The sequence below is a fragment of the Gilvimarinus sp. F26214L genome, from assembly GCF_054401055.1.
Genome location: NZ_JBTIYG010000012.1, coordinates 59,181 through 77,555, shown reverse-complemented (window position 1 = coordinate 77,555; position 18,375 = coordinate 59,181). Strand labels below are relative to the sequence as shown.

The window sequence follows — 18,375 nt, the reverse complement described above, 5'->3', positions numbered from 1 at the left end:
CAGTGACACGCCGTGAACCCATCCCTGGGGGCTCTTCACCAGCATCCCTGCTGGTGAAGGTCACTACAGGGAGCAGCGGATTCCCGCCTGCGAGCGTCGGAGTACGACTGGACTGGGTGTGAGTTGTGGGTGGTCCAGTGATACGTGTGTTGAAAGGGGATCTTGCGTGTCCTGGATCGCGGTTGAGTTCGGCTGGATTGTGCCATGGCAGGAATTCGCTACTCCCTGCAGTGACACGCCGTAAACCCATCCCTGGGGGCTCTTCACCAGCATCCCTGCTGGTGAAGGTCACTACAGGGAGTAGCGAATTCCCGCCTGTGACCATCGGAGTGGCCTTGGGCGTGAAACAGTGGGGCTCTGGAAAGGACTGTGCCAGCGAAGTACATATTTTGTTTCCTCGAGGTTTGCTTCGAAATCAGTTGCGGAGGTACACCCACTTCACCGGTGAAGGGCACTTGCCCTTCTCGCCCTGACTCCCGGGTCGTCAAGGCGATGATCCAACTCAAGATCGTCGTCCTGTATCCCGTGAGAATCCTATCGCTCTCCTCTTGCACAATCTTCCCTCTCAAATTCGAACGGTCTGCGATATTGGGGGCAGGAATCTGGTACGCCCTGCTGTGACCTTCACCAGCAGGGATGCTGGTGAAGAGCCCCCAGGGATGGGTTCACGGCGTGTCACAGCAGGGCGTACCAGATTCCTGCCTGGCACGTACCACACTAGGCGTACCAGATTCCTGCCTAACACCGTGCCTTGATATCACAGCAAAGTTCGGTTGACTTTGTTTGTCACGCCGGCATATTATTAGTACGTCAGACATACAAACATATTGCCGAAATTGGAAGAAACCCTTTGCTTCCCGATCGGCTGTGTCGTCAACGGACTCACTATGACCCAATCAGACCTTCAGACCTTTGCGGATGAAGGGCCGGACAAACAATATGCCGGCTATCTCGCCCAGGGGCAATTCAGAATCCAACAGTGCAAATCCTGCGGGCGGCACGTGTTCTATCCCCGACTTATCTGCCCCCACTGTGGTGGCCCGGAGCTGGACTGGGTCACACCGTCCGGGGAGGGAGTCGTCTATTCCACCTCGACCCCGCGCGGTGGCCCCGACGGGGATTACAACATCTCACTCATCGACCTGGCGGAAGGGCCGCGCATGATGTCCCGAGTGGTGGACGTGGACCCCGGGCAAGTCCGGATCGGAATGCGGGTTCAGGGTTTTATCGGGGAGATCGAGGGTAGAACCGTCGTGCTGTTCAGACCGGCGGAGGGGCAAAGCTGATGTCCGACACCTTGCGAGGATCCATTGCCGCGGTTGGCGTTGGTCTGACGAAATTCGGCGATTTGCCGGGACGCAGCGCCCGGGAAAACATGGTTGAGGCCGCGTTCCATGCGCTGGCCGATGCCGGCATCAACAAGAACGAAGTGGACGGGCTTTTTACCTCCAACTTTCCCGACACCTTTCCCTGCCTCCATCTTGCCGAGTACATGGGCATACACCCAACAGTAATGGATGACTCCAATATTGGCGGGTCCGTTTATGTCAATCAGTTGCAGCATGCCGCGGCGGCCATCAAGGCGGGCTTGTGCAATGTTGCCCTCATCGCCATGGGTAGTAACACCCGCAGCAAGCTGAAGCAGACCGGCGTAATCGATGCGCCTCGGGAGAGCTACGCCTACGCGGATGAATACAAACCGAAAGCGCCCATGAATGCGTACGCGCTTGCGGCCGCCAGGCACATGCATGAATACGGCACGCGCCGGGAGCACATGGCCGAGGTTGCAGTAGCGGCCCGCGAGTGGGCGCGGCTCAATCCCCGCGCAATGCGCCGTGAGCCACTCACCGTGGAAGATGTTCTGCGTTCCAAGATGGTTTGCGATCCCCTGTCCGCGCTGGACTGCTGCCTCATCGCGGATGCCGGTGCGGCGGTGGTGTTGGTGAGTGCGGAGCGGGCGAAGGACTTGCGGCAGTATCCGGTTTACCTCCTGGGCGTGGCGGCGCACACAACCCATTCCAATATTTCCCAGATGCCGGACCTGACGGTGACCGCTGCGGCGGAAGCCGGCAAGCGGGCTTACGCCATGGCGGGTGTGAGGCCCAGCGACATCGATGTGGTCGAACTCTACGACGCCTTCACCATCAACACCATCCTGTTTCTTGAAGACCTGGGTTTTTGCGCCAAAGGTGAGGGCGGGGCCTTTGTGTCCAATGGCAACATCGCTCCGGGCGGTTCACTGCCGGTGAATACCAACGGCGGCGGTTTGAGTTGCGTCCACCCGGGAATGTACGGGCTTATGTTGATCGTCGAGTGTGTCGAGCAGCTTCGGGGCAGTGCGGGGCAGCGCCAGGTGGAGGGGGCCCAGCTTGCGCTGTGTAACGGCAACGGCGGTTATCTTTCCAGCGAGGTGACGGCCATCTTCGGCACTGAAGCGACTCTATAGGCAATGCAGTTCAGAGGGTGTACCCGCAAGTTTGTGGGTACTGCCCACGCGGAGCGAATCGTTGTGGAGGGGATCCCAACAGTACCGCAGTTGGAAGCGGCACCAGCGTGCCTGATTTAAGTTATTTTTTTGGGGGCTTGAATGAGCGAGGTAGTACGACTCGAGGTCAATGGTGATGTGGCGGCGATTGTTGTAAACAATCCGCCGGTGAATACCATCACTGCGGAAGTTCGCGCGGGCATCAACGCTGCACTGGACCGGTTGCAGGAAGTGGATGCAAAGGCGGTCCTGTTGTTTTGTGAAGGAAAAACGTTTTTCTCCGGCGCCGACATCGGCGAGTTCAATGGTCCTCCGAAGGAAGCCGAGTATCGGGAAGTGTTTTCGCGCCTGGAGAACCTTCCCGTCCCGGTAGTGGCTGCCGCCCATGGAACAGTCATGGGCGGTGGTCTGGAGATTGCGCTGGCCTGTCATTATCGGCTGGCGGCGCCGGGCACCCGCTTTGCGTTTCCAGAAGTGACGCTTGGTATTATCCCCGGCGCTGGCGGCACCCAGCGTATGCCGCGCCTGGTCGGAATCGAGAAGACTCTGGAAATGGTGATCGATGCTGCGCCGGTTGCGGTGGAGCGAGCCCGTGAAATGGGGTTTATCGATGAGATCGTCGAGGGCGACCTGAGAGCCGAAGCGCAGCGTTATACCGAACAACTGATCGCGAACAACGTACCACCCCGGCCAACTGCAAACCTGGAAGTGAGTAGCGTTGAGGAAGAAGTTCTGGATCGGTATCGGGACAAGGCGAGAGAGAAGTATCCGAATCGAACCGCCGCGCTGACGGCGATCGAAGCGGTGGCGGCGTCCGCCAGCCGAAAATTTGACGAGGGTTTGAGCTACGAAACGGAACTCGTGAACAAAGCCAAGCTGACTCCCGAATGCAAGGGTTCTGTGCACCTGTTCTTTGCGGAGCGGGCGACCGGGAAGGTACCTGGCATCGGGCCGAAGGTGGAGTCCCGTAGCATTCGGAAGGCGGCCATCATCGGCGCTGGTACCATGGGCGGCGGCATCGCCATGTGTTTCGCAAATGCGGGAATCCCCGTGACCCTGATCGACGTGAACGAGGCGAGTCTCGAGCGCGGCCTGGCCAACATTGACAGGAACTACGAGTCGAGGGTGAAGCGCGGTCGCATGAGCGCCGGGAAGAAGGCGGATACCATGGCCTTTATTCACGGCAGCCTGTCCATGAACGCGGTTGCGGACGCGGATGTGGTGGTGGAAGCGGTATTTGAGGATATGGATCTGAAGCAATCCATATTCAGAACACTTGACGAAAAGACGAAGTCCGGCGCGATCCTGGCAACCAATACGTCCACGCTGGACATCGACGCCATTGCCGCTGTCACCGGACGTCCGGCCGACGTTATCGGCCTGCATTTTTTCAGCCCCGCCAACGTAATGCCCTTGCTTGAGGTGGTTCGCACCGACTCCACATCGAAGGAGACGATTCGAACCGCCCTGGATCTGGCGAAGCTGCTGCGAAAAACACCGGTACTTGCAAAGGTGTGTTACGGGTTTATCGGCAACCGCATGATGGAAGGGTATGGGCGCGAAGCGGAATTGATGGCGCTGGAAGGTGCGACACCGCGCAAGGTGGACGATGCATTGCAGGGTTTCGGGATGGCCATGGGCATCCTGGCGGTGTACGACATGGCCGGAATCGACGTAGGCGTGAATGTGCACAAGGCCAATGCCGATCAGTTTCCGCCGGACCCCACCTATTATCAGTCATCCCAGGCCCTTTTCGATGCTGGACGCCTCGGTCAGAAAAACGGCAAGGGATACTATCGGTACGAGGCGGGCGATCGCAACCGCTATGATGACGACGACGCGCTACGGATTCTGCGTGAGCGGGCCTCGGAGTTGGGGGTTGCCCAGCGCGATGATCACACGGAACAGGAAATTGTGGAGCGCTGCGTTTACCCGCTGATCAATGAAGCGATCCAGATTCTGGATGAGGGGGTTGCGATTCGGGCCAGCGATGTGGACGTGGTCTGGGCGGCCGGCTATGGGTTCCCCCGCTACCGCGGCGGCCCCCTCTACTACGCGGATTCGCTTGGCCTGAAGACAGTCTACGAGGGAATCTTGAAATATCAGGAGAAATTCGGCAGCATGCATTGGCGCCCCGCTCCACTTCTGGAGCGTCTGGTCAAGGAAGGTCGGTCGATTGCGGACTGGGAAGCCAGCCGGCACGAGTAAGAGCGTAACCGGGAGCAACCTGGCCGTGGACGGGTCGGAGGCTCCTCAACTCGCCAGCGGCATGCGCGGTCTGGCTAACCGGACATTATTGAAATGGCTGTAGCAGCAAAGCGAAAAAAGGAAGGGGAAAAACCTTCGGCGTCCCACGTGGATATGTCGGTTCTGGAAAGCAAGCTCGGGTATCAGGTGCGGATTGCCGACCGGGTGATGTCCAAGGACTTCTTCCAGAGCGTGGGAATGACGCCCGTACAGTTCAGCGTTTTCAGTCTGGTCGCCACCAATGAGAACCTGTCGCAGGTGGCGGTCGGGGAGGCACTGAACATGGATCGCGCTTCGACCATGGCCATCGTTCACAAACTGGAGCTGGCCGGACTTCTGGAGCGCCGCAAATCCCCTTACGACAAGCGCATGCACGCGCTGCAACTGACGCCCAAAGGTAAAAAGGAGTTTACCCGCGTTAACAAGCGTGTGACCGCTCTCGATAAGGAATTCAAAAAGCGTCTCAGCGCCACTGAAATAAAGGCGCTGATGCAATGTATCAAGAAGCTGCGCGGTTGATTCGCGCAGCTCATCCCAGGGAAGCAACGTAACTCAAGCAGTAACAGCAGGAAGGTAAGTACGGAAGATAAAGTATGTAGGACATACAAATAAAAATCGAGGAGCACAAATAATGTTTGAGAGCACAAGGAATAATAACCGCATCCGACAGGTCCGTCGCTTGTCGCTGGCGACAGCCATCGCCATCGCCGGTCAGGCCCAGGCGCAAACCAGCGTTCTGGAAGAAATTGTGGTGACCGCACGCAAGGTCGAGGAGAACCTGCAGGAAACACCGGTGGCCGTCTCGGCATTTACCGGAGAAGCACTGGCACGGCGGCAAATCAACAGTACAGACGATCTGGACGCAATTACCCCCAATCTGCAGTTTACTTCCTACAGCCCGCTGTCCGGCAGCAGCAGCGCAGCCCAGGTCTTCATTCGCGGCATTGGCCAGTCCGATTCCTCCGGCGGGGTGGACCCGGGAGTGGGATTGTATATCGACGATGTTTACATGGGGCGCAGCGTAGGCGGTGTCATGGACTTCCGGGACATAGCCAACGTGCAGGTGCTGCGCGGCCCCCAGGGCACCCTGTTCGGCCGCAACACTATCGGCGGCGCGGTGTTGCTGAGCACCCGCGCGCCGGGCAACGAGTTCGGAGGGAGCGTGCGCGTCGGCATGGGTGACGACAACCTTCGTGAGTTTTTTGGTGCGTTGGACCTGCCGGTGAACGAGTCGGTTGCTGCCCGGATGTCCCTCGGAGCGCGAAAGCGCGACGGCTATGTGGAGCGCATTCACGACGGCCTGGATCTGGGCAATGAGGACTCCTATACATTTAATGGGTCCGTGCACATGGATCTGAGCGAAACGCTCAGCCTGATCGTGCGCGGGGATTATTCCGAAGAGGACGAAAACGGATCTCCCTTCGTGTTCGCAGCCATCAATGAGAATGCTGCTTTTCCTGCCTACCAGAGTGTCAACGCCGGCTGTCCGGGAGCAACCTTCCCGCCCCCTGCGGTGCCGACCGGAATCGTGGACAGCCGCTGCGCGAACGACGCAACCTGGAATCTGGGCAAGTACAAAAACGGCGGCACCACCCAGGCTGAAAGTACCCTGGAGAATTGGGGCCTGTCCGCCACGCTGGAGTGGGAGCTCAGTGACGCGTTGACCTTCAAGTCCATCACCGCCCAGCGGGAGCTGGACTGGCTTGGCGCGCGGGACGCGGACAACACGCCATTCGTGATTCTGAGCACGATTTATGAAAGTGCGCAGGAGCAGTTCAGCCAGGAGTTTCAGTTCCTGCTGAGCGGGGCCACCTTCGATGCGGTAATGGGCCTGTTCTACTTCGACGAAGAAGTCGACGATTTGCTGCGGGTGCCCTTCGGCCCTCCGGGGCCTCCGGCCGGCCTGTTCCCGGTGGACTATCAGCGCGCGGTCCTGAACAACGAAAACTGGGCCGCATTTACTCAATGGACCTTCGATCTCACTGACCGTCTGAGCCTCTCCACGGGGGTGCGGTACACCGATGAAACCAAGGAGATGGGCCTGACATCCTGGACAGCGCCTGTGGTTCCGCAGCCGGTAACTCCGCTTCCCACGCTGGGAACGCCGCCCGATTCCGTGGCCGACGGTTTGCTGATTCATCCGGGACCCTACGAAGAAGACTTCTCCAAAACCACAGGCTCGCTCAGTCTCAATTTCGATTTGAGCGAGACCGCCATGGTCTATCTGAGTTGGTCCCAGGGCTTCAAGAGTGGGGGGTTCAACCAGCGCTACAACGGCGCGACCGATGACAACCTGCCCACTTCCTTTGATTCGGAAGAGGCCGATTCCATCGAAGTGGGGTTCAAGTCGGACCTGACCGACAACCTGCGGTTGAACGGTGCCCTGTTCACCACCGACTACGAGAACATGCAGCTCACCTATCGCGCGGGTATCGTGCCCCTGCTGTTCAATGCGGGCGAGTCGTCGATCTCGGGCGCGGAGCTTGAGCTCACCTACATCGCACCCAATGAGCTGATTGTTGAGGGCAGCCTTGGTTACCTGGACGACGAGATCAAGGAAATTGCCACCATCGACTTCTCCATCGACGGGTCCCCGGCTTCTGCCACCCTGGGGCCGGACAACGACCTGCCCTTCACGCCGGATCTCCAGGCGAGTCTCAGCGTCTCCAAGCGTTTCAGTCTGGCGGGCAACCTGGTGTTGACGCCGCATCTGAACTGGTCCTGGCAGGACGCCTACTACTTCGACACGGGAAACACCGAAGAGGTGGCGACGGACGCGGAGTCCATGGTCAACCTGTCGTTCCGGCTGGGCGACGACGCGGAGATCTGGAACGTGGTGCTGGGTGTTGAGAACGCGACCGACAATCAGTATCCGATTGCGGGCAACGCGGCGCTTACGAGCTCCAGTGGCTATGCGGAGGCCATCTACACCCGGCCGCGCAACTATTACCTGAGTGCCACCTATAACTTTTAACCTCTTAAGGCGAGGGCAGGGCCGCCAATGCAATGGATCGGGGCCCCTGCCGGAGCCAAGTTGGAAGAGAGTGTCATGACGAAAGTACGAGCTGTGCAACTGGGTAACCTGGAGAGCGCCCTGCAGCGCCGGTCCGACGGCAGCCTGCTGCTTCAATGCCAGTCACCACTGAGCAGTTATCCCCGAACGCTGCTCGACCGGCTGGCCCACTGGGCGACCGCAACGCCTGATGCCCTGTTCCTCGCCCAGCGGGACCCCGCCAACCGCGACCGGTGGGAAAAGCTGAGTTACGGTGAAGCATGGGAGAAGCTGCGCCGGCTGGCCAGCGCACTGGTGGACATGCCCCTGTCGGCGGAGCGGCCAATCGCCATTCTGTCGGGCAACGACCTTCAGCACGCCTTGCTGGGGCTGGCGGCCATGTACGTCGGTATTCCCTATGCGCCGGTATCCGTCCAGTACTCGCTCGTATCCACAGACCACGCAAAGCTCAAATACGTGCTCGATCTGATTTCTCCGGGCTTGGTGTTCGTCGCGGACGGGCAGCGCTACGGCAAGGCGGTGGACAATGCAGTCCCTCCGGACGCCCATGTGCTGGTGGGCGGGAATCCCCGGCCCGACCGTGAAAGCCTGTTGTACTCCGATTTTGAAGGTACTCCTCTCAACCCCCGGGTCGATGAACGTCACCGGGAGCTGGACCCTGAGGGTGTGGCGAAGTTTCTGTTTTCCTCCGGATCCACGGGCATGCCCAAGGCGGTGATCAATACCCACCGCATGCTTGCGGCCAATCAGCAAATGATTCGTCAGGCCTTGCCTTTTCTGGGCAGCACGCCTCCGGTCCTTGTGGACTGGTTGCCCTGGAATCATACCTTTGGTGGCAATCACAACTTTGGCATCGCGCTTTACAACGGCGGCAGCCTCTACATCGATGACGGCAAGCCCACGCCGGACGGCTTTCTGGAGTCCGTTCGCAATCTCCGGGACGTCGCGCCAACCGCCTATTACAACGTGCCCAAGGGATTCGAAGAACTGGTGAAACACTTGCGCTCCGACCCGGAGCTCCGCGAGCGGTTTTTCAGTCGCGTGTCGATGCTGTTCTATGCGGGGGCGGGACTGTCCCAGCCGGTGTGGGATGCCCTCGAGGAGCTTGCGCTGCAAACCTGCGGTGAACGTATCATGATGGTAACGGGGCTGGGCTGCACCGAAACATCCCCCTCCGCACTGTTTACCACCGGGGACGGCGGCTTCGCCGGCTGGCTCGGTTTGCCGATTCCCGGTGTGGACGCCAAGCTCGTTCCCTCGGGCGGAAAGCTGGAAATCCGCTTCCGTGGCGACAATGTGACGCCCGGTTACTGGCGCAACCCCGAGCTGACCGGAAAGGCTTTTGACGAGGAAGGGTACTTCTGCACGGGCGATGCGGTGAAATTTGTTGACGACAACGATGTATCCCGTGGGCTCCGGTTTGACGGTCGTATCAGCGAGGACTTCAAGCTGGATACGGGCACCTGGGTCAGTGCCGGACCCCTGCGCGCGCGTTTTCTCGACCACTTTGGCACCCTGGTCAGGGATGTGGTGATCGTGGGTTGTGATCGCTCCAGCGTGGGGGCGCTGGTCTTCCCCGACCTGGAAGTCTGTCGGCGGCTGGGTGATTTGAGTCCGGGCACCGCGGATGCCGAAGTTCTCCGGGAAGAGACTGTCCGTGAGGCCTTTGCGCAGAAGTTGCGGGAATTCGCCGCCCAGGCGACCGGCAGCGCGGCCCGGGTGGAGCGACTCATGTTGCAGGAGGAGGCGCCATCCCTCGATCGCCACGAGATCACCGACAAAGGTTCGCTGAACGCCCGCGCAATCCAGGACAACCGTGCGGAGCTGATCGATCGGCTCTACCAGGCACGAACCAGCGACGATCTATCGATCCTTCTTCAAGCGGTTCAGGCGACGGCTTGAATCGGCCCGTCAAAACGACCTGCCTGCCTTCCATGACAAAGCAGGCACCTGGGTGCCTGGCCTCAGCGCTCAGGCAATCTGTGGTTTCTTCTCGGGCTCGGCGGAGCGCTCGGCTTCCGGTTTCAGTTTCAGGAAGAGTAGTGCTCCAGCGGCAAACAGGGAGCCCAGGGCCATTACGATGGCGACGGTACCCAAGGTATTGCCGGCGTCAAAAAGAAAGCCCGCAATGATCGGTGACACCACGGCGCCACCCCGGCCAATGCCTATGGCAAAGCCGGTGCCGAAAGCCCGCACATGGGTCGGGAAGGCCTGTACAAAGATGGCATAAAGCCCCACCACACCGGCGTTGGTGCAGAACCCGGCCACCGCCGCCAGCAGTGAAAGAATGGCCAGGTCTGCCGGGGTGCGCCCGAACAGGGAGACGGTGGCTACGGAAATCAGCAGAATGCCGATGGTCAGGGGCTTGAGCCCCACGCGCAAGGTCAGCAGGCCGAACAGTGCACCACCGGCGGCACCCCCCACGTTTGCCCAGGTCAGTACGCCTGCCGCGGAGGAAGCGGCAAACCCCATGTCCGCAACGATTTTTGGCACCCACTTGAGGATGAAATAGAAGGTGGTGATGTGGAACAGGTAGGCGAAGGTCACTATCAGGGTAGTGGCCAGGAGCCCGGCACCGAAGATATCACCGATCGAGCGCTTGCGAGTCTCTTCAGTGATTGCGGGCAAAGCCGCGATGGTGCGATGGCCGAGCCGTTTGAAGGTCGCGTTGATACGCTCCAGGGCGCCTTCGGGCTGTTTGCGGGCGAGCCAGTGCACGGATTCCGGGACGAGAAAGTACACCAGCGGGATAAACAGGGCGGTGACGGCGCTGCCGAAGTAGAACACCGAGCGCCAGTCGTTCTCCATGAGCAGTGGAGCCACCACGGAACCGCCAACGATACCGCCGATGGGGTAGCCGATGACCATGAGGGAAACGTTCATGTGGCGACGGCGATCGTTGGAAAATTCCGCGGCCATGGGGTTGATCGCCGCGAGCATACCGCCGATGCCCAGCCCCGTAATGACTCGCCATAGGGAAAGACCGACAATGCCCTGCACAGTGGTCACCATGAACATACCGATGGTCATGATCACCAGACATCCGAGAATGGTGCTGCGCCGGCCGTATTTGTCCGCAGTGCCTCCGAGTACCAGTGAACCCACGCACATGCCCACCAATTCCATGGACAGGACGATGCCGAGTGCACCCCGGTCGATTCCCCATTCGGCCGCAATGCCGGGCGCCGCAAAGCTGATGGACAACACATCAAATCCGTCCAGCGCGTTGAGGCCGATGGTGATGGCAACCACCACCACCTGCAGGGTGGTCATGGGGCTTTTAGCCAGTATGTCTCGGGGGTCGTTCATGGGAAGTCTCCGTTGCGGGCCGGGCAGGTTGCTGGATGATACGTTCTCAACAGCCTGCGCGATAGAACCTGTTTTTTTTATGGCGTTTACCCGTTGCCGTTCTCTTGCGCAATCATGCGCTCTATGACGCGACGTGCATAGATTCCGCCCGCGTCGATGTTCAAAGCTGCCAGGCGCCGCTCCGGGTTGCGAGACAGGCTGTTCTGCTGCTCCTGCAGCACTTCCATGTCCTCGGCAAATATTTTCCCCTGGGACACGCGCATGGTTTCCGTCAGAAGCGGGTCATCCACGCTGAAGTTCCGGGCCATGCCCCAGAAGTAATGACAGGTGGTTTCCGTTTCCGGAGTAATCATGTCCACCACGATCCCACGGGCTCTTTTATCGGGAGCCGCGTCCTGGCCGCCGTGCCCCGCGAGCGCCACGCCCACATCGATCAGAACCTGGGATGGGGGCACGAAACGGCAGACTTGCCAGCGGTCGCAGAAGCTGTCTCTGGGCAGATTGTTGGCGGCGAGAGCGTCGCCCCAGAATGGAGGCGGGACAATATCCTGCATGATGCGGCTGACCCGGATCTCACCATCGTTGCGCGAAACCTCGGGTGCATGCTCTTCGATTTCGGGCTGACCGATGCTGGTGGTATGGACGTAGGTTTCGTGGGTGAGGTCCATGAGGTTGTCGATCAGCAGGCGGTAATCGCAAGCCATGTGATAGTAGTCGCCGCCGTAAGCCCACTTGTCACTTTCGGCCCAGTCCAGGGGGGGAAGCAGCGCCGGGTCGGCTTGCTCCGCATCACCCGGCCAGACCCAGATAAACCCATAGCGTTCCACCACCGGGTAACTGTTCACGCCGCGCAAGCGGCTCACGTTCTGGCCCACCATGCTGCGACAGCTCCCGTCGTCATTCAAGACCATTCCGTGGTAACCGCACTTGAGTGCGCCATTATGCAAGGTCCCCTTTGAGAGCGGCAAACCACGGTGGGGGCAGAAATCCTCGAGGGCCACCGCCCGCTCGTCACCATTGCGGTAGAAGACCATGTGGTGATTGCAGATGATCCGCCCGAGAGGCTCGTGCGCAAGATCCCGGGACATGGCGGCGACGTACCAGCAGTTTTCCGGCCAGGGGTTGTGGTGTTCCATGGTCAGGGCCCTCTCGGTTCAGGTGGCGCCCCGCTCGACTGGCTCGCTGCCGTGGCAGGCGGCGGCCAAGTGGAGTGCCCCGTTGCTGTTATAGGGACGGTCAGTTGTTAGAAGTTGTTATAGAGACGCTAAGCCGGTCGTGGTCATTTTTGTAATCGGCATTCCCGGCTTAATGGATTATCGCTTGATCCGGGGTTAGCCTCGATTTAGTATGTCAAACATACTAACGAGTTTTTCGCGCCTTGCCTAGAGGTTGGCGCGCGGCTGGCATCTCCTGGGCCCTTAATCCCGCGTCGGCTTGCCCGACAGGCGCTGGAGGCTGGAAAGATACTCCGCCTGCATGGCAGTGGGATGCCAGGCCCTCCGGACGGTCACGCCGATGGGGCGGGATACGTCGAGCGGGACAGGCAGAGTGCACAGCATTCCGTGCCTGATCTCCGGGAGGACTTGCCGCGAGGATAACAGCGCGATCCGGTCACTCTCCAGCAATAAAGCCCGAGTGGCCATGGAGGAACTGCACTCGATGAGGCGCTCGGGTGGGCGCAGTCCGCGATCGGCAAACAAACTCTGGAAACGCTGGCGAGCCGGTGTGCCCTGCCGCGGAGCTACCCACTCGTGCTTGGCGATGGTCTCGAGATTCAGTCGTTTGCGGGCCAGCAGCGGATGATCGGGACGCGCCACCACTGCAAGGGGGTCGTCGAACAATAAGGTCTCGCGAACTTCCCGGGTTGGGGGTGGCTGACGAAGGGCGCCCACGATGAGGTCCACCCGCCCGTGCAGGAGCATGTCCAGCAGTTCCTCATAGGGACCGTCCACGATACTGATTCGGGCGTCCGGGTAGCGTTGCAAAAGGCGATTGACGGAACTGGGCACCAGGTCCGTTCGCGCGAGCGGCAAGCTCCCTATGCGCAAGCTTCCATTGACGGTGCCCAGGTGTTCCGCCACTTCTTCCTGGGCCTGACGCAGCTCGGCGAAAGTCTGGCTGGCGAGCCTGGCCAGGCGTTTTGCGGTCGGGGTTGGATTCACCCCCGATCCGCTGCGGATGAAAAGGGTATCTCCGGCCACTTCTTCCGCTTCACGCGCGGCCCGGTGAACACTGGGCTGGGCGAGCCCCAGCTTTGCGGCCGCGATGCTGATATTGCCGTACTCCACCACTGCGGTCAGCGCGCGCAACTGGGTGGTTGTGAAGGGCGGGCGCCGCGCGTTGTTGAAGATATGCAAAAACCTGAGCGCACGATCGACTCGCGCCAGAAATACCCGGCCTGCGCCGGTGGGCGTCATGCCCCCGACCGAGCGCTGGAACAGGGGAGTGCCCAGCGCCGCCTCGACCCGGTTAAGAGCCTGAGTAATAGCGGGCTGGGACAGGTGCACCTGCGCGGATGCGGCGCTGATACTTCCGTGTCGCGAAACGGCCAGCAGTGCGTGCAAGTGGCGCAGATTCGGTATCGGGTCCATCTAAGCTCCTACGTTGTTCATGGGAATATAGCAAAACCTTATGGCTTCGAGCAGCAATCGAGGCAGCGGTGCCACAGTTATCGTGGAATACTCGCACCCGATTCAACAACACTCACAAGGTGAACAGCTTATGGCTATTGTCGTCACCAACACCGAGCGGGTCAGTCCGGACCTGGTGGAATCCATGCAGTCTTTCGGTGTGGCCACCGTACACGAAGCCCAGGGGCGCAAGGGCCTGATGCAATCGTCCATGCGGCCCATCTATCGTCCCGCGCACATTGTGGGGCCGGCGGTAACGTGCGAAGTGGCGCCGGGTGATAACTGGATGATTCATGTGGCCGTTGAGCAGTGTCAGCCTGGAGACGTTCTGGTGGTGACACCCACGAGCCCCTGCGAGGACGGCTACTTCGGCGATCTTCTGGCGACTTCGCTCAAGGCGCGGGGTGTGAAGGGGCTGATCATCAACGCAGGTGTTCGCGATGTGGCTACGCTCACCGAAATGGAATTTCCTGTCTGGTCGAAGGCCATCTATGCCCAAGGAACGGTAAAAGAGACTCTGGCCAATGTGAACGTGCCCGTCGTCTGCGCCGGCGCTTCTGTGTCGCCCGGCGATCTGATCGTGGCGGACGACGATGGCGTCGTCGTTGTGCCACGCCAGCAGGTATCCGATGTTCTCGCCAGGGCCAGCGCCCGCGAAGCTAACGAGGAATCAAAACGCAAGCGTTTCGAAGCTGGCGAACTCGGCCTGGACATTTATGGCATGCGCGAACGCCTCGCTGAAAAGGGTTTGGTGTACGTGAATGCGGGCGACGAGCGGGACGGAGACTGAGCTCATGCAACGGGCCATTCCCTGCACCATCATGCGCGGCGGCACATCCAAAGGTCTTTATTTTCTCGCCTCCGATCTGCCGGGTGATCCGCAGGCACGAAACGCACTGCTGATGCGCGCCCTGGGTTCACCCGATGAACGTCAGATTGACGGGATGGGAGGAGCGCACCCGCTGACCAGCAAAGTGGCTGTTGTGAGTCCCTCGGAGCATCCGGACGCGGATGTCGATTACCTGTTTCTGCAGGTACAGGTGGACAGGCCGGAGGTCAGCGACGCCCAGACCTGCGGAAATCTTCTGGCAGGAGTAGGGCCCTTTGCCATCGAAAAGGGGCTGGTTTCGGTCATAAACGATGTCACCCATGTACGCATTCGCATGCTCAACACCGGGAGCATCGCGGTTGCACAAGTGCAGACGCCAGAAGGCCGGGTGAATTATGAAGGCGAAGCGCGCATTGACGGAGTGCCCGGAACCGCCGCGCCAGTGATGCTCGATTTTCTCGACGTGGCCGGTTCCAGCTGCGGCGCGCTGCTGCCCAGCGGCAATACGGTGGACAGCATCGATAACGTCTTGGTGACCTGCGTGGACAACGGAATGCCGGCGGTGGTGCTCAGCGCGGAGGACCTGGGGAAATCCGGCTACGAATCTCCGGCCGAACTGGAAGCCGACGGGAAGTTGCGGCGGCGCCTGGAGTCGATTCGGCTCGAGGCGGGACGGTTGATGAACCTGGGTGACGTCGCCAACAAATCCGTCCCCAAATTGAGCCTGGTGGCACCGGCGCGGGACGGCGGACTCATTTGCACCCGTACTTTTATCCCGCACCGGGTCCACGAGGCCATTGGCGTACTGGGCGCCGTGAGTGTGGCCACGGCCTGCATGCTGCCAGGCTCCGTGGCGCAGCAGGTTATTGGCAAGCAGTTGAATGGAGGGGTGCAACGCCTGGACGTGGAGCATCCCACCGGCTTCTTTACTGTGGAGATGGACTGCGCAATTGGAAGCGACTCCGTTCAGGTCAGGCGTTCCGCCTTGCTGCGAACCGCGCGCAAGTTGATGGAGGGTGATGTGTTCATCCCCGCAAGTACCGGGAGCAAGCCGTGAGCCGGATTCAGTCCATCGCCTTGCTGGGTTTTGGCGAAGTGGGGCAAACGTTGCTGCCGTCGCTGGGCGACGCCGGCGTAATCCTGTGGGCCTTTGACCGGCAATTTGCTGACCCGGGCAGCGAGCCCAGCGGCGCGGCCGCAAAGGCCCCGCAACTGCATCTTGCGGACAGTGCCGCGCAGGCCGCTGCAAATGTGCAGTTGGTGATCTCCGCCGTGACGGCAGAACAGTGCCTTGCTGCAGCGGCTGAATGTGCTTCGGGCCTGCAGCCGGGCAGTTGGTTCGTGGACCTCAACTCCGCCAGCCCCGCCACCAAGCGGGAGGCGGCAACTCTCGTGGAGCAAGCCGGTGCCCGCTACATCGACGCAGCGGTGATGGCTCCCATAGCGCCGGCCGGAATCGCGACACCGATTCTTCTGGGTGGTCCCTCTGCCGACGAGTTCCATGGGCTGGCCCGGTCACTGGGTTTCAGTGAAGCTCGCGTCTTTGCCCGGGAGGTGGGTAAGGCCGCGGCCTGCAAGATGTGCCGCAGTGTTCTGATCAAGGGGTTGGAGTCCCTGTTGCTCGAAGCCCTGCTCGCGGCCCGCTCATATGGTGTGCAGGACACCGTGATCGAGTCGCTGAACAACCTCATGCCTGGCGTGGACTGGCGTGAGCACGGTGCCTACATGATCGGACGCAGCCTCGAACACGGCACGCGCAGAGCGGAAGAAATGAACGAAGCCGCGCGCACGGTGGAGGAAGCTGGCATCGAACCGCGGATGAGCCGCGCCTCGGCGGCCACTCAGTTGTGGGGTGGCCGGTTTCGCTCCGCGCTGGCACAGGTGGAACTGGAAGAACGACTGGATGAAATACTGGAAGGCTGCAAACCATGCTGATCATCGACTGCCACGGGCATTACACCACGGCCCCGGAGCCGCACCAGGCATTTCGCAAGGCGCAACTGGCCCACTTCGAGGATCCGTCGCTGCCGGCGCCCACACGGCCGAACATCAGCGACGACGAAATTCGCGAGAGCGTGGAGCAGAATCAGTTGCGGCTGCTGCGGGAGCGGGGCGCGGACATGACCATCTTTTCGCCCCGCGCCTCGGTCATGGCCCATCATCTGGGCGACGAGAACGTCTCCCGCGAGTGGACGGAACTGTGCAACAACCTGATCAAGCGGGTGGTGGATCTGTATCCGGATCACTTCATCGGCGTGTGCCAACTGCCCCAGTCACCGGGCGTTCCGGTGGAGAACTCCGTAGCGGAACTGGAGCGCTGCGTGACTGAGCTGGGATTCGTGGGATGCAACCTCAATCCCGACCCTTCGGGCGGGCACTGGACCTCCGCGCCCCTGACCGACAAGAGCTGGTACCCCTTCTATGAAAAGATGGTCGAGCTGGACGTGCCGGCAATGATTCACGTCTCGGGCAGTTGCAACCCCAACTTCCACGCAACCGGTGCCCACTACATCAATGCGGATACCACAGCCTTCATGCAGTTCATTCAGGGCGACCTGTTCCGGGACTTTCCGGACCTTCGCTTCATCATCCCCCACGGAGGCGGTGCGGTTCCCTACCACTGGGGCCGCTATCGCGGTCTGGCCGACATGCTGAAGCGCCCGCCACTGGGCGAGCACGTCATGAAAAATGTGTTCTTTGATACCTGCGTGTATCACCAGCCGGGAATCGACCTTCTGTTTCGGGTCATCGACGTGGATAACATCCTGTTTGGTTCGGAAATGGTGGGCGCTGTGCGTGGCATCGACCCGGAGACCAATCAATACTTTGACGATACCAAACGTTACGTGGATGCACTGCCTCTCTCGGAAGAGGACCGCCGCAAGGTGTACGAACTGAACGCGCGCCGCGTTTACCCGCGTCTCGACACAGCACTGAAAGCGAGGGGCAAATGAACACCTTTCCGGACCACAGAAGCGAGATGGACCCCGACTGGCTCTGCTGGGATGCGAACCCCAGCAAGCCCCGGTTCCAAGTGCCCGCCGGTGCCGTGGACGCGCACTGCCACGTCTTCGGGCCGGGCGATCGGTTTCCCTTTGCGCCGGAACGCAAATACACGCCCTGCGACGCTTCCCGGGAGCAGCTCTTCGCCCTGCGGGACTCCCTGGGCTTTGCGCGCAACGTGGTGGTTCAGGCCACCTGCCACGGGGCGGACAACCGCGCCCTGGTGGACGCGCTGCGGCATTCCGGCGGAAAAGCGCGAGGAGTGGCCACCGTAAAACCCACCATCGCCGACGCGGAGCTGCAGGACCTTCATGGCGCCGGGGTGCGCGGAGTCCGGTTCAATTTCGTCAAGCGCCTGGTGGATGCGCTGCCGAAAGACGAGCTCGTGGCCATCGCCGAGCGGATCAAGCCGCTGGGCTGGCACATCGTCATTTACTTCGAGGCTCAGGAGCTTCCCGAGCTGTACGACTTTTTCGCAGCGCTGCCAACCCCGGTCGTCATTGACCACATGGGGCGCCCCGACGTCAGCAAACCTGTGGACGGCCCGGAGTTCGAGCTGTTCCTGAAACTGATGGCCGACAACCCTCGCTTCTGGTCCAAAGTCAGCTGCCCCGAGCGCCTCTCGCACCGCGGCCCTCCCGCTTACGACGACGTGGTTCCGTTTGCCCGCAAGGTGGTGGAAAGTTTTCCGGACCGGGTGCTCTGGGGAACCGATTGGCCCCATCCGAACATGAAAACCCACATGCCCGACGACGGCAGGCTGGTGGACTTCATTCCCCGGATCGCCCCGACTGAAGAGCTCCAGCAAAAACTCCTGGTGGACAACCCCATGCGCCTGTACTGGCCGGAGGAGCAATAA

At 60.7% G+C, this 18,375-nt stretch carries 14 protein-coding genes; 11 read left to right on the top strand and 3 right to left on the bottom strand.

Going from position 1 to position 18,375, the window contains the following annotated elements; genetic code table 11:
• The first annotated feature begins 887 nt into the window (after window positions 1–887).
• The 6 genes from ACURWW_RS13515 to ACURWW_RS13490 all read left to right on the top strand — a co-directional run bounded on the left by ACURWW_RS13515 (window position 888) and on the right by ACURWW_RS13490 (window position 9,647).
• Window positions 888–1,286, top strand: coding sequence for a Zn-ribbon domain-containing OB-fold protein (locus tag ACURWW_RS13515; RefSeq protein ID WP_445618047.1), 399 nt, complete (start codon window positions 888–890; stop codon window positions 1,284–1,286).
• Window positions 1,286–2,446 (top strand): acetyl-CoA acetyltransferase, encoded by a 1,161-nt coding sequence (locus ACURWW_RS13510; protein ID WP_445618046.1) that lies wholly within the window; start codon window positions 1,286–1,288, stop codon window positions 2,444–2,446. Before ACURWW_RS13515 ends, ACURWW_RS13510 begins: the two co-directional genes overlap by 1 nt.
• A 141-nt stretch (window positions 2,447–2,587) precedes the next feature.
• Complete coding sequence (locus tag ACURWW_RS13505; RefSeq protein WP_445618045.1) at window positions 2,588–4,693, top strand: 3-hydroxyacyl-CoA dehydrogenase NAD-binding domain-containing protein; 2,106 nt, start codon at window positions 2,588–2,590, stop codon at window positions 4,691–4,693.
• 93 nt (window positions 4,694–4,786) lie between these two features.
• Window positions 4,787–5,251, top strand: a complete 465-nt coding sequence (locus ACURWW_RS13500; RefSeq protein ID WP_445618044.1) for a MarR family winged helix-turn-helix transcriptional regulator — start codon at window positions 4,787–4,789, stop codon at window positions 5,249–5,251.
• A gap of 112 nt (window positions 5,252–5,363) precedes the next feature.
• On the top strand, window positions 5,364–7,706 hold the full coding sequence (locus ACURWW_RS13495) for a TonB-dependent receptor (protein WP_445618043.1): 2,343 nt from the start codon (window positions 5,364–5,366) through the stop codon (window positions 7,704–7,706).
• Window positions 7,707–7,781: 75 nt separating this feature from the next.
• Complete coding sequence (locus ACURWW_RS13490; RefSeq protein WP_445618042.1) at window positions 7,782–9,647, top strand: feruloyl-CoA synthase; 1,866 nt, start codon at window positions 7,782–7,784, stop codon at window positions 9,645–9,647.
• A 69-nt stretch (window positions 9,648–9,716) separates the two neighbouring features.
• Here ACURWW_RS13490 and ACURWW_RS13485 read toward each other — a convergent pair whose 3' ends face one another.
• The 3 genes from ACURWW_RS13485 to ACURWW_RS13475 form a co-directional block, all read right to left on the bottom strand.
• The gene (locus tag ACURWW_RS13485; protein ID WP_445618041.1) at window positions 9,717–11,054 is read right to left on the bottom strand and encodes an MFS transporter; all 1,338 of its coding nucleotides are present in this window, start codon (window positions 11,052–11,054) and stop codon (window positions 9,717–9,719) included.
• An 86-nt stretch (window positions 11,055–11,140) separates the two neighbouring features.
• Window positions 11,141–12,190: an aromatic ring-hydroxylating dioxygenase subunit alpha gene (locus ACURWW_RS13480; RefSeq protein WP_445618040.1), complete on the bottom strand. Its 1,050-nt coding sequence runs from the start codon at window positions 12,188–12,190 to the stop codon at window positions 11,141–11,143.
• Between the two features lie 282 nt (window positions 12,191–12,472).
• Entirely contained in the window at window positions 12,473–13,645 is a 1,173-nt protein-coding gene (locus ACURWW_RS13475) for a LysR family transcriptional regulator (protein ID WP_445618039.1), read from the bottom strand.
• Between the two features lie 130 nt (window positions 13,646–13,775).
• Here ACURWW_RS13475 and ACURWW_RS13470 point away from each other — a divergent pair, with 130 nt between their 5' ends.
• From ACURWW_RS13470 to ACURWW_RS13450, 5 genes are read left to right on the top strand one after another with little or no spacing between them, the layout of a single operon-like run.
• The gene (locus tag ACURWW_RS13470; protein WP_445618038.1) at window positions 13,776–14,474 is read left to right on the top strand and encodes a 4-carboxy-4-hydroxy-2-oxoadipate aldolase/oxaloacetate decarboxylase; all 699 of its coding nucleotides are present in this window, start codon (window positions 13,776–13,778) and stop codon (window positions 14,472–14,474) included.
• 4 nt (window positions 14,475–14,478) lie between these two features.
• Window positions 14,479–15,570 carry a 4-oxalomesaconate tautomerase gene (locus ACURWW_RS13465; RefSeq protein WP_445618037.1) on the top strand — a complete coding sequence of 364 codons (1,092 nt, stop codon included), beginning with the start codon at window positions 14,479–14,481 and terminating at the stop codon, window positions 15,568–15,570.
• Entirely contained in the window at window positions 15,567–16,448 is an 882-nt protein-coding gene (locus tag ACURWW_RS13460; protein WP_445618036.1) for a DUF1932 domain-containing protein, read from the top strand. The genes ACURWW_RS13465 and ACURWW_RS13460 overlap by 4 nt, the downstream gene beginning before the upstream one ends.
• Window positions 16,442–17,467, top strand: coding sequence for an amidohydrolase family protein (locus tag ACURWW_RS13455; protein ID WP_445618035.1), 1,026 nt, complete (start codon window positions 16,442–16,444; stop codon window positions 17,465–17,467). The genes ACURWW_RS13460 and ACURWW_RS13455 overlap by 7 nt, the downstream gene beginning before the upstream one ends.
• Complete coding sequence (locus ACURWW_RS13450) at window positions 17,464–18,375, top strand: amidohydrolase family protein (RefSeq protein WP_445618034.1); 912 nt, start codon at window positions 17,464–17,466, stop codon at window positions 18,373–18,375. The genes ACURWW_RS13455 and ACURWW_RS13450 overlap by 4 nt, the downstream gene beginning before the upstream one ends.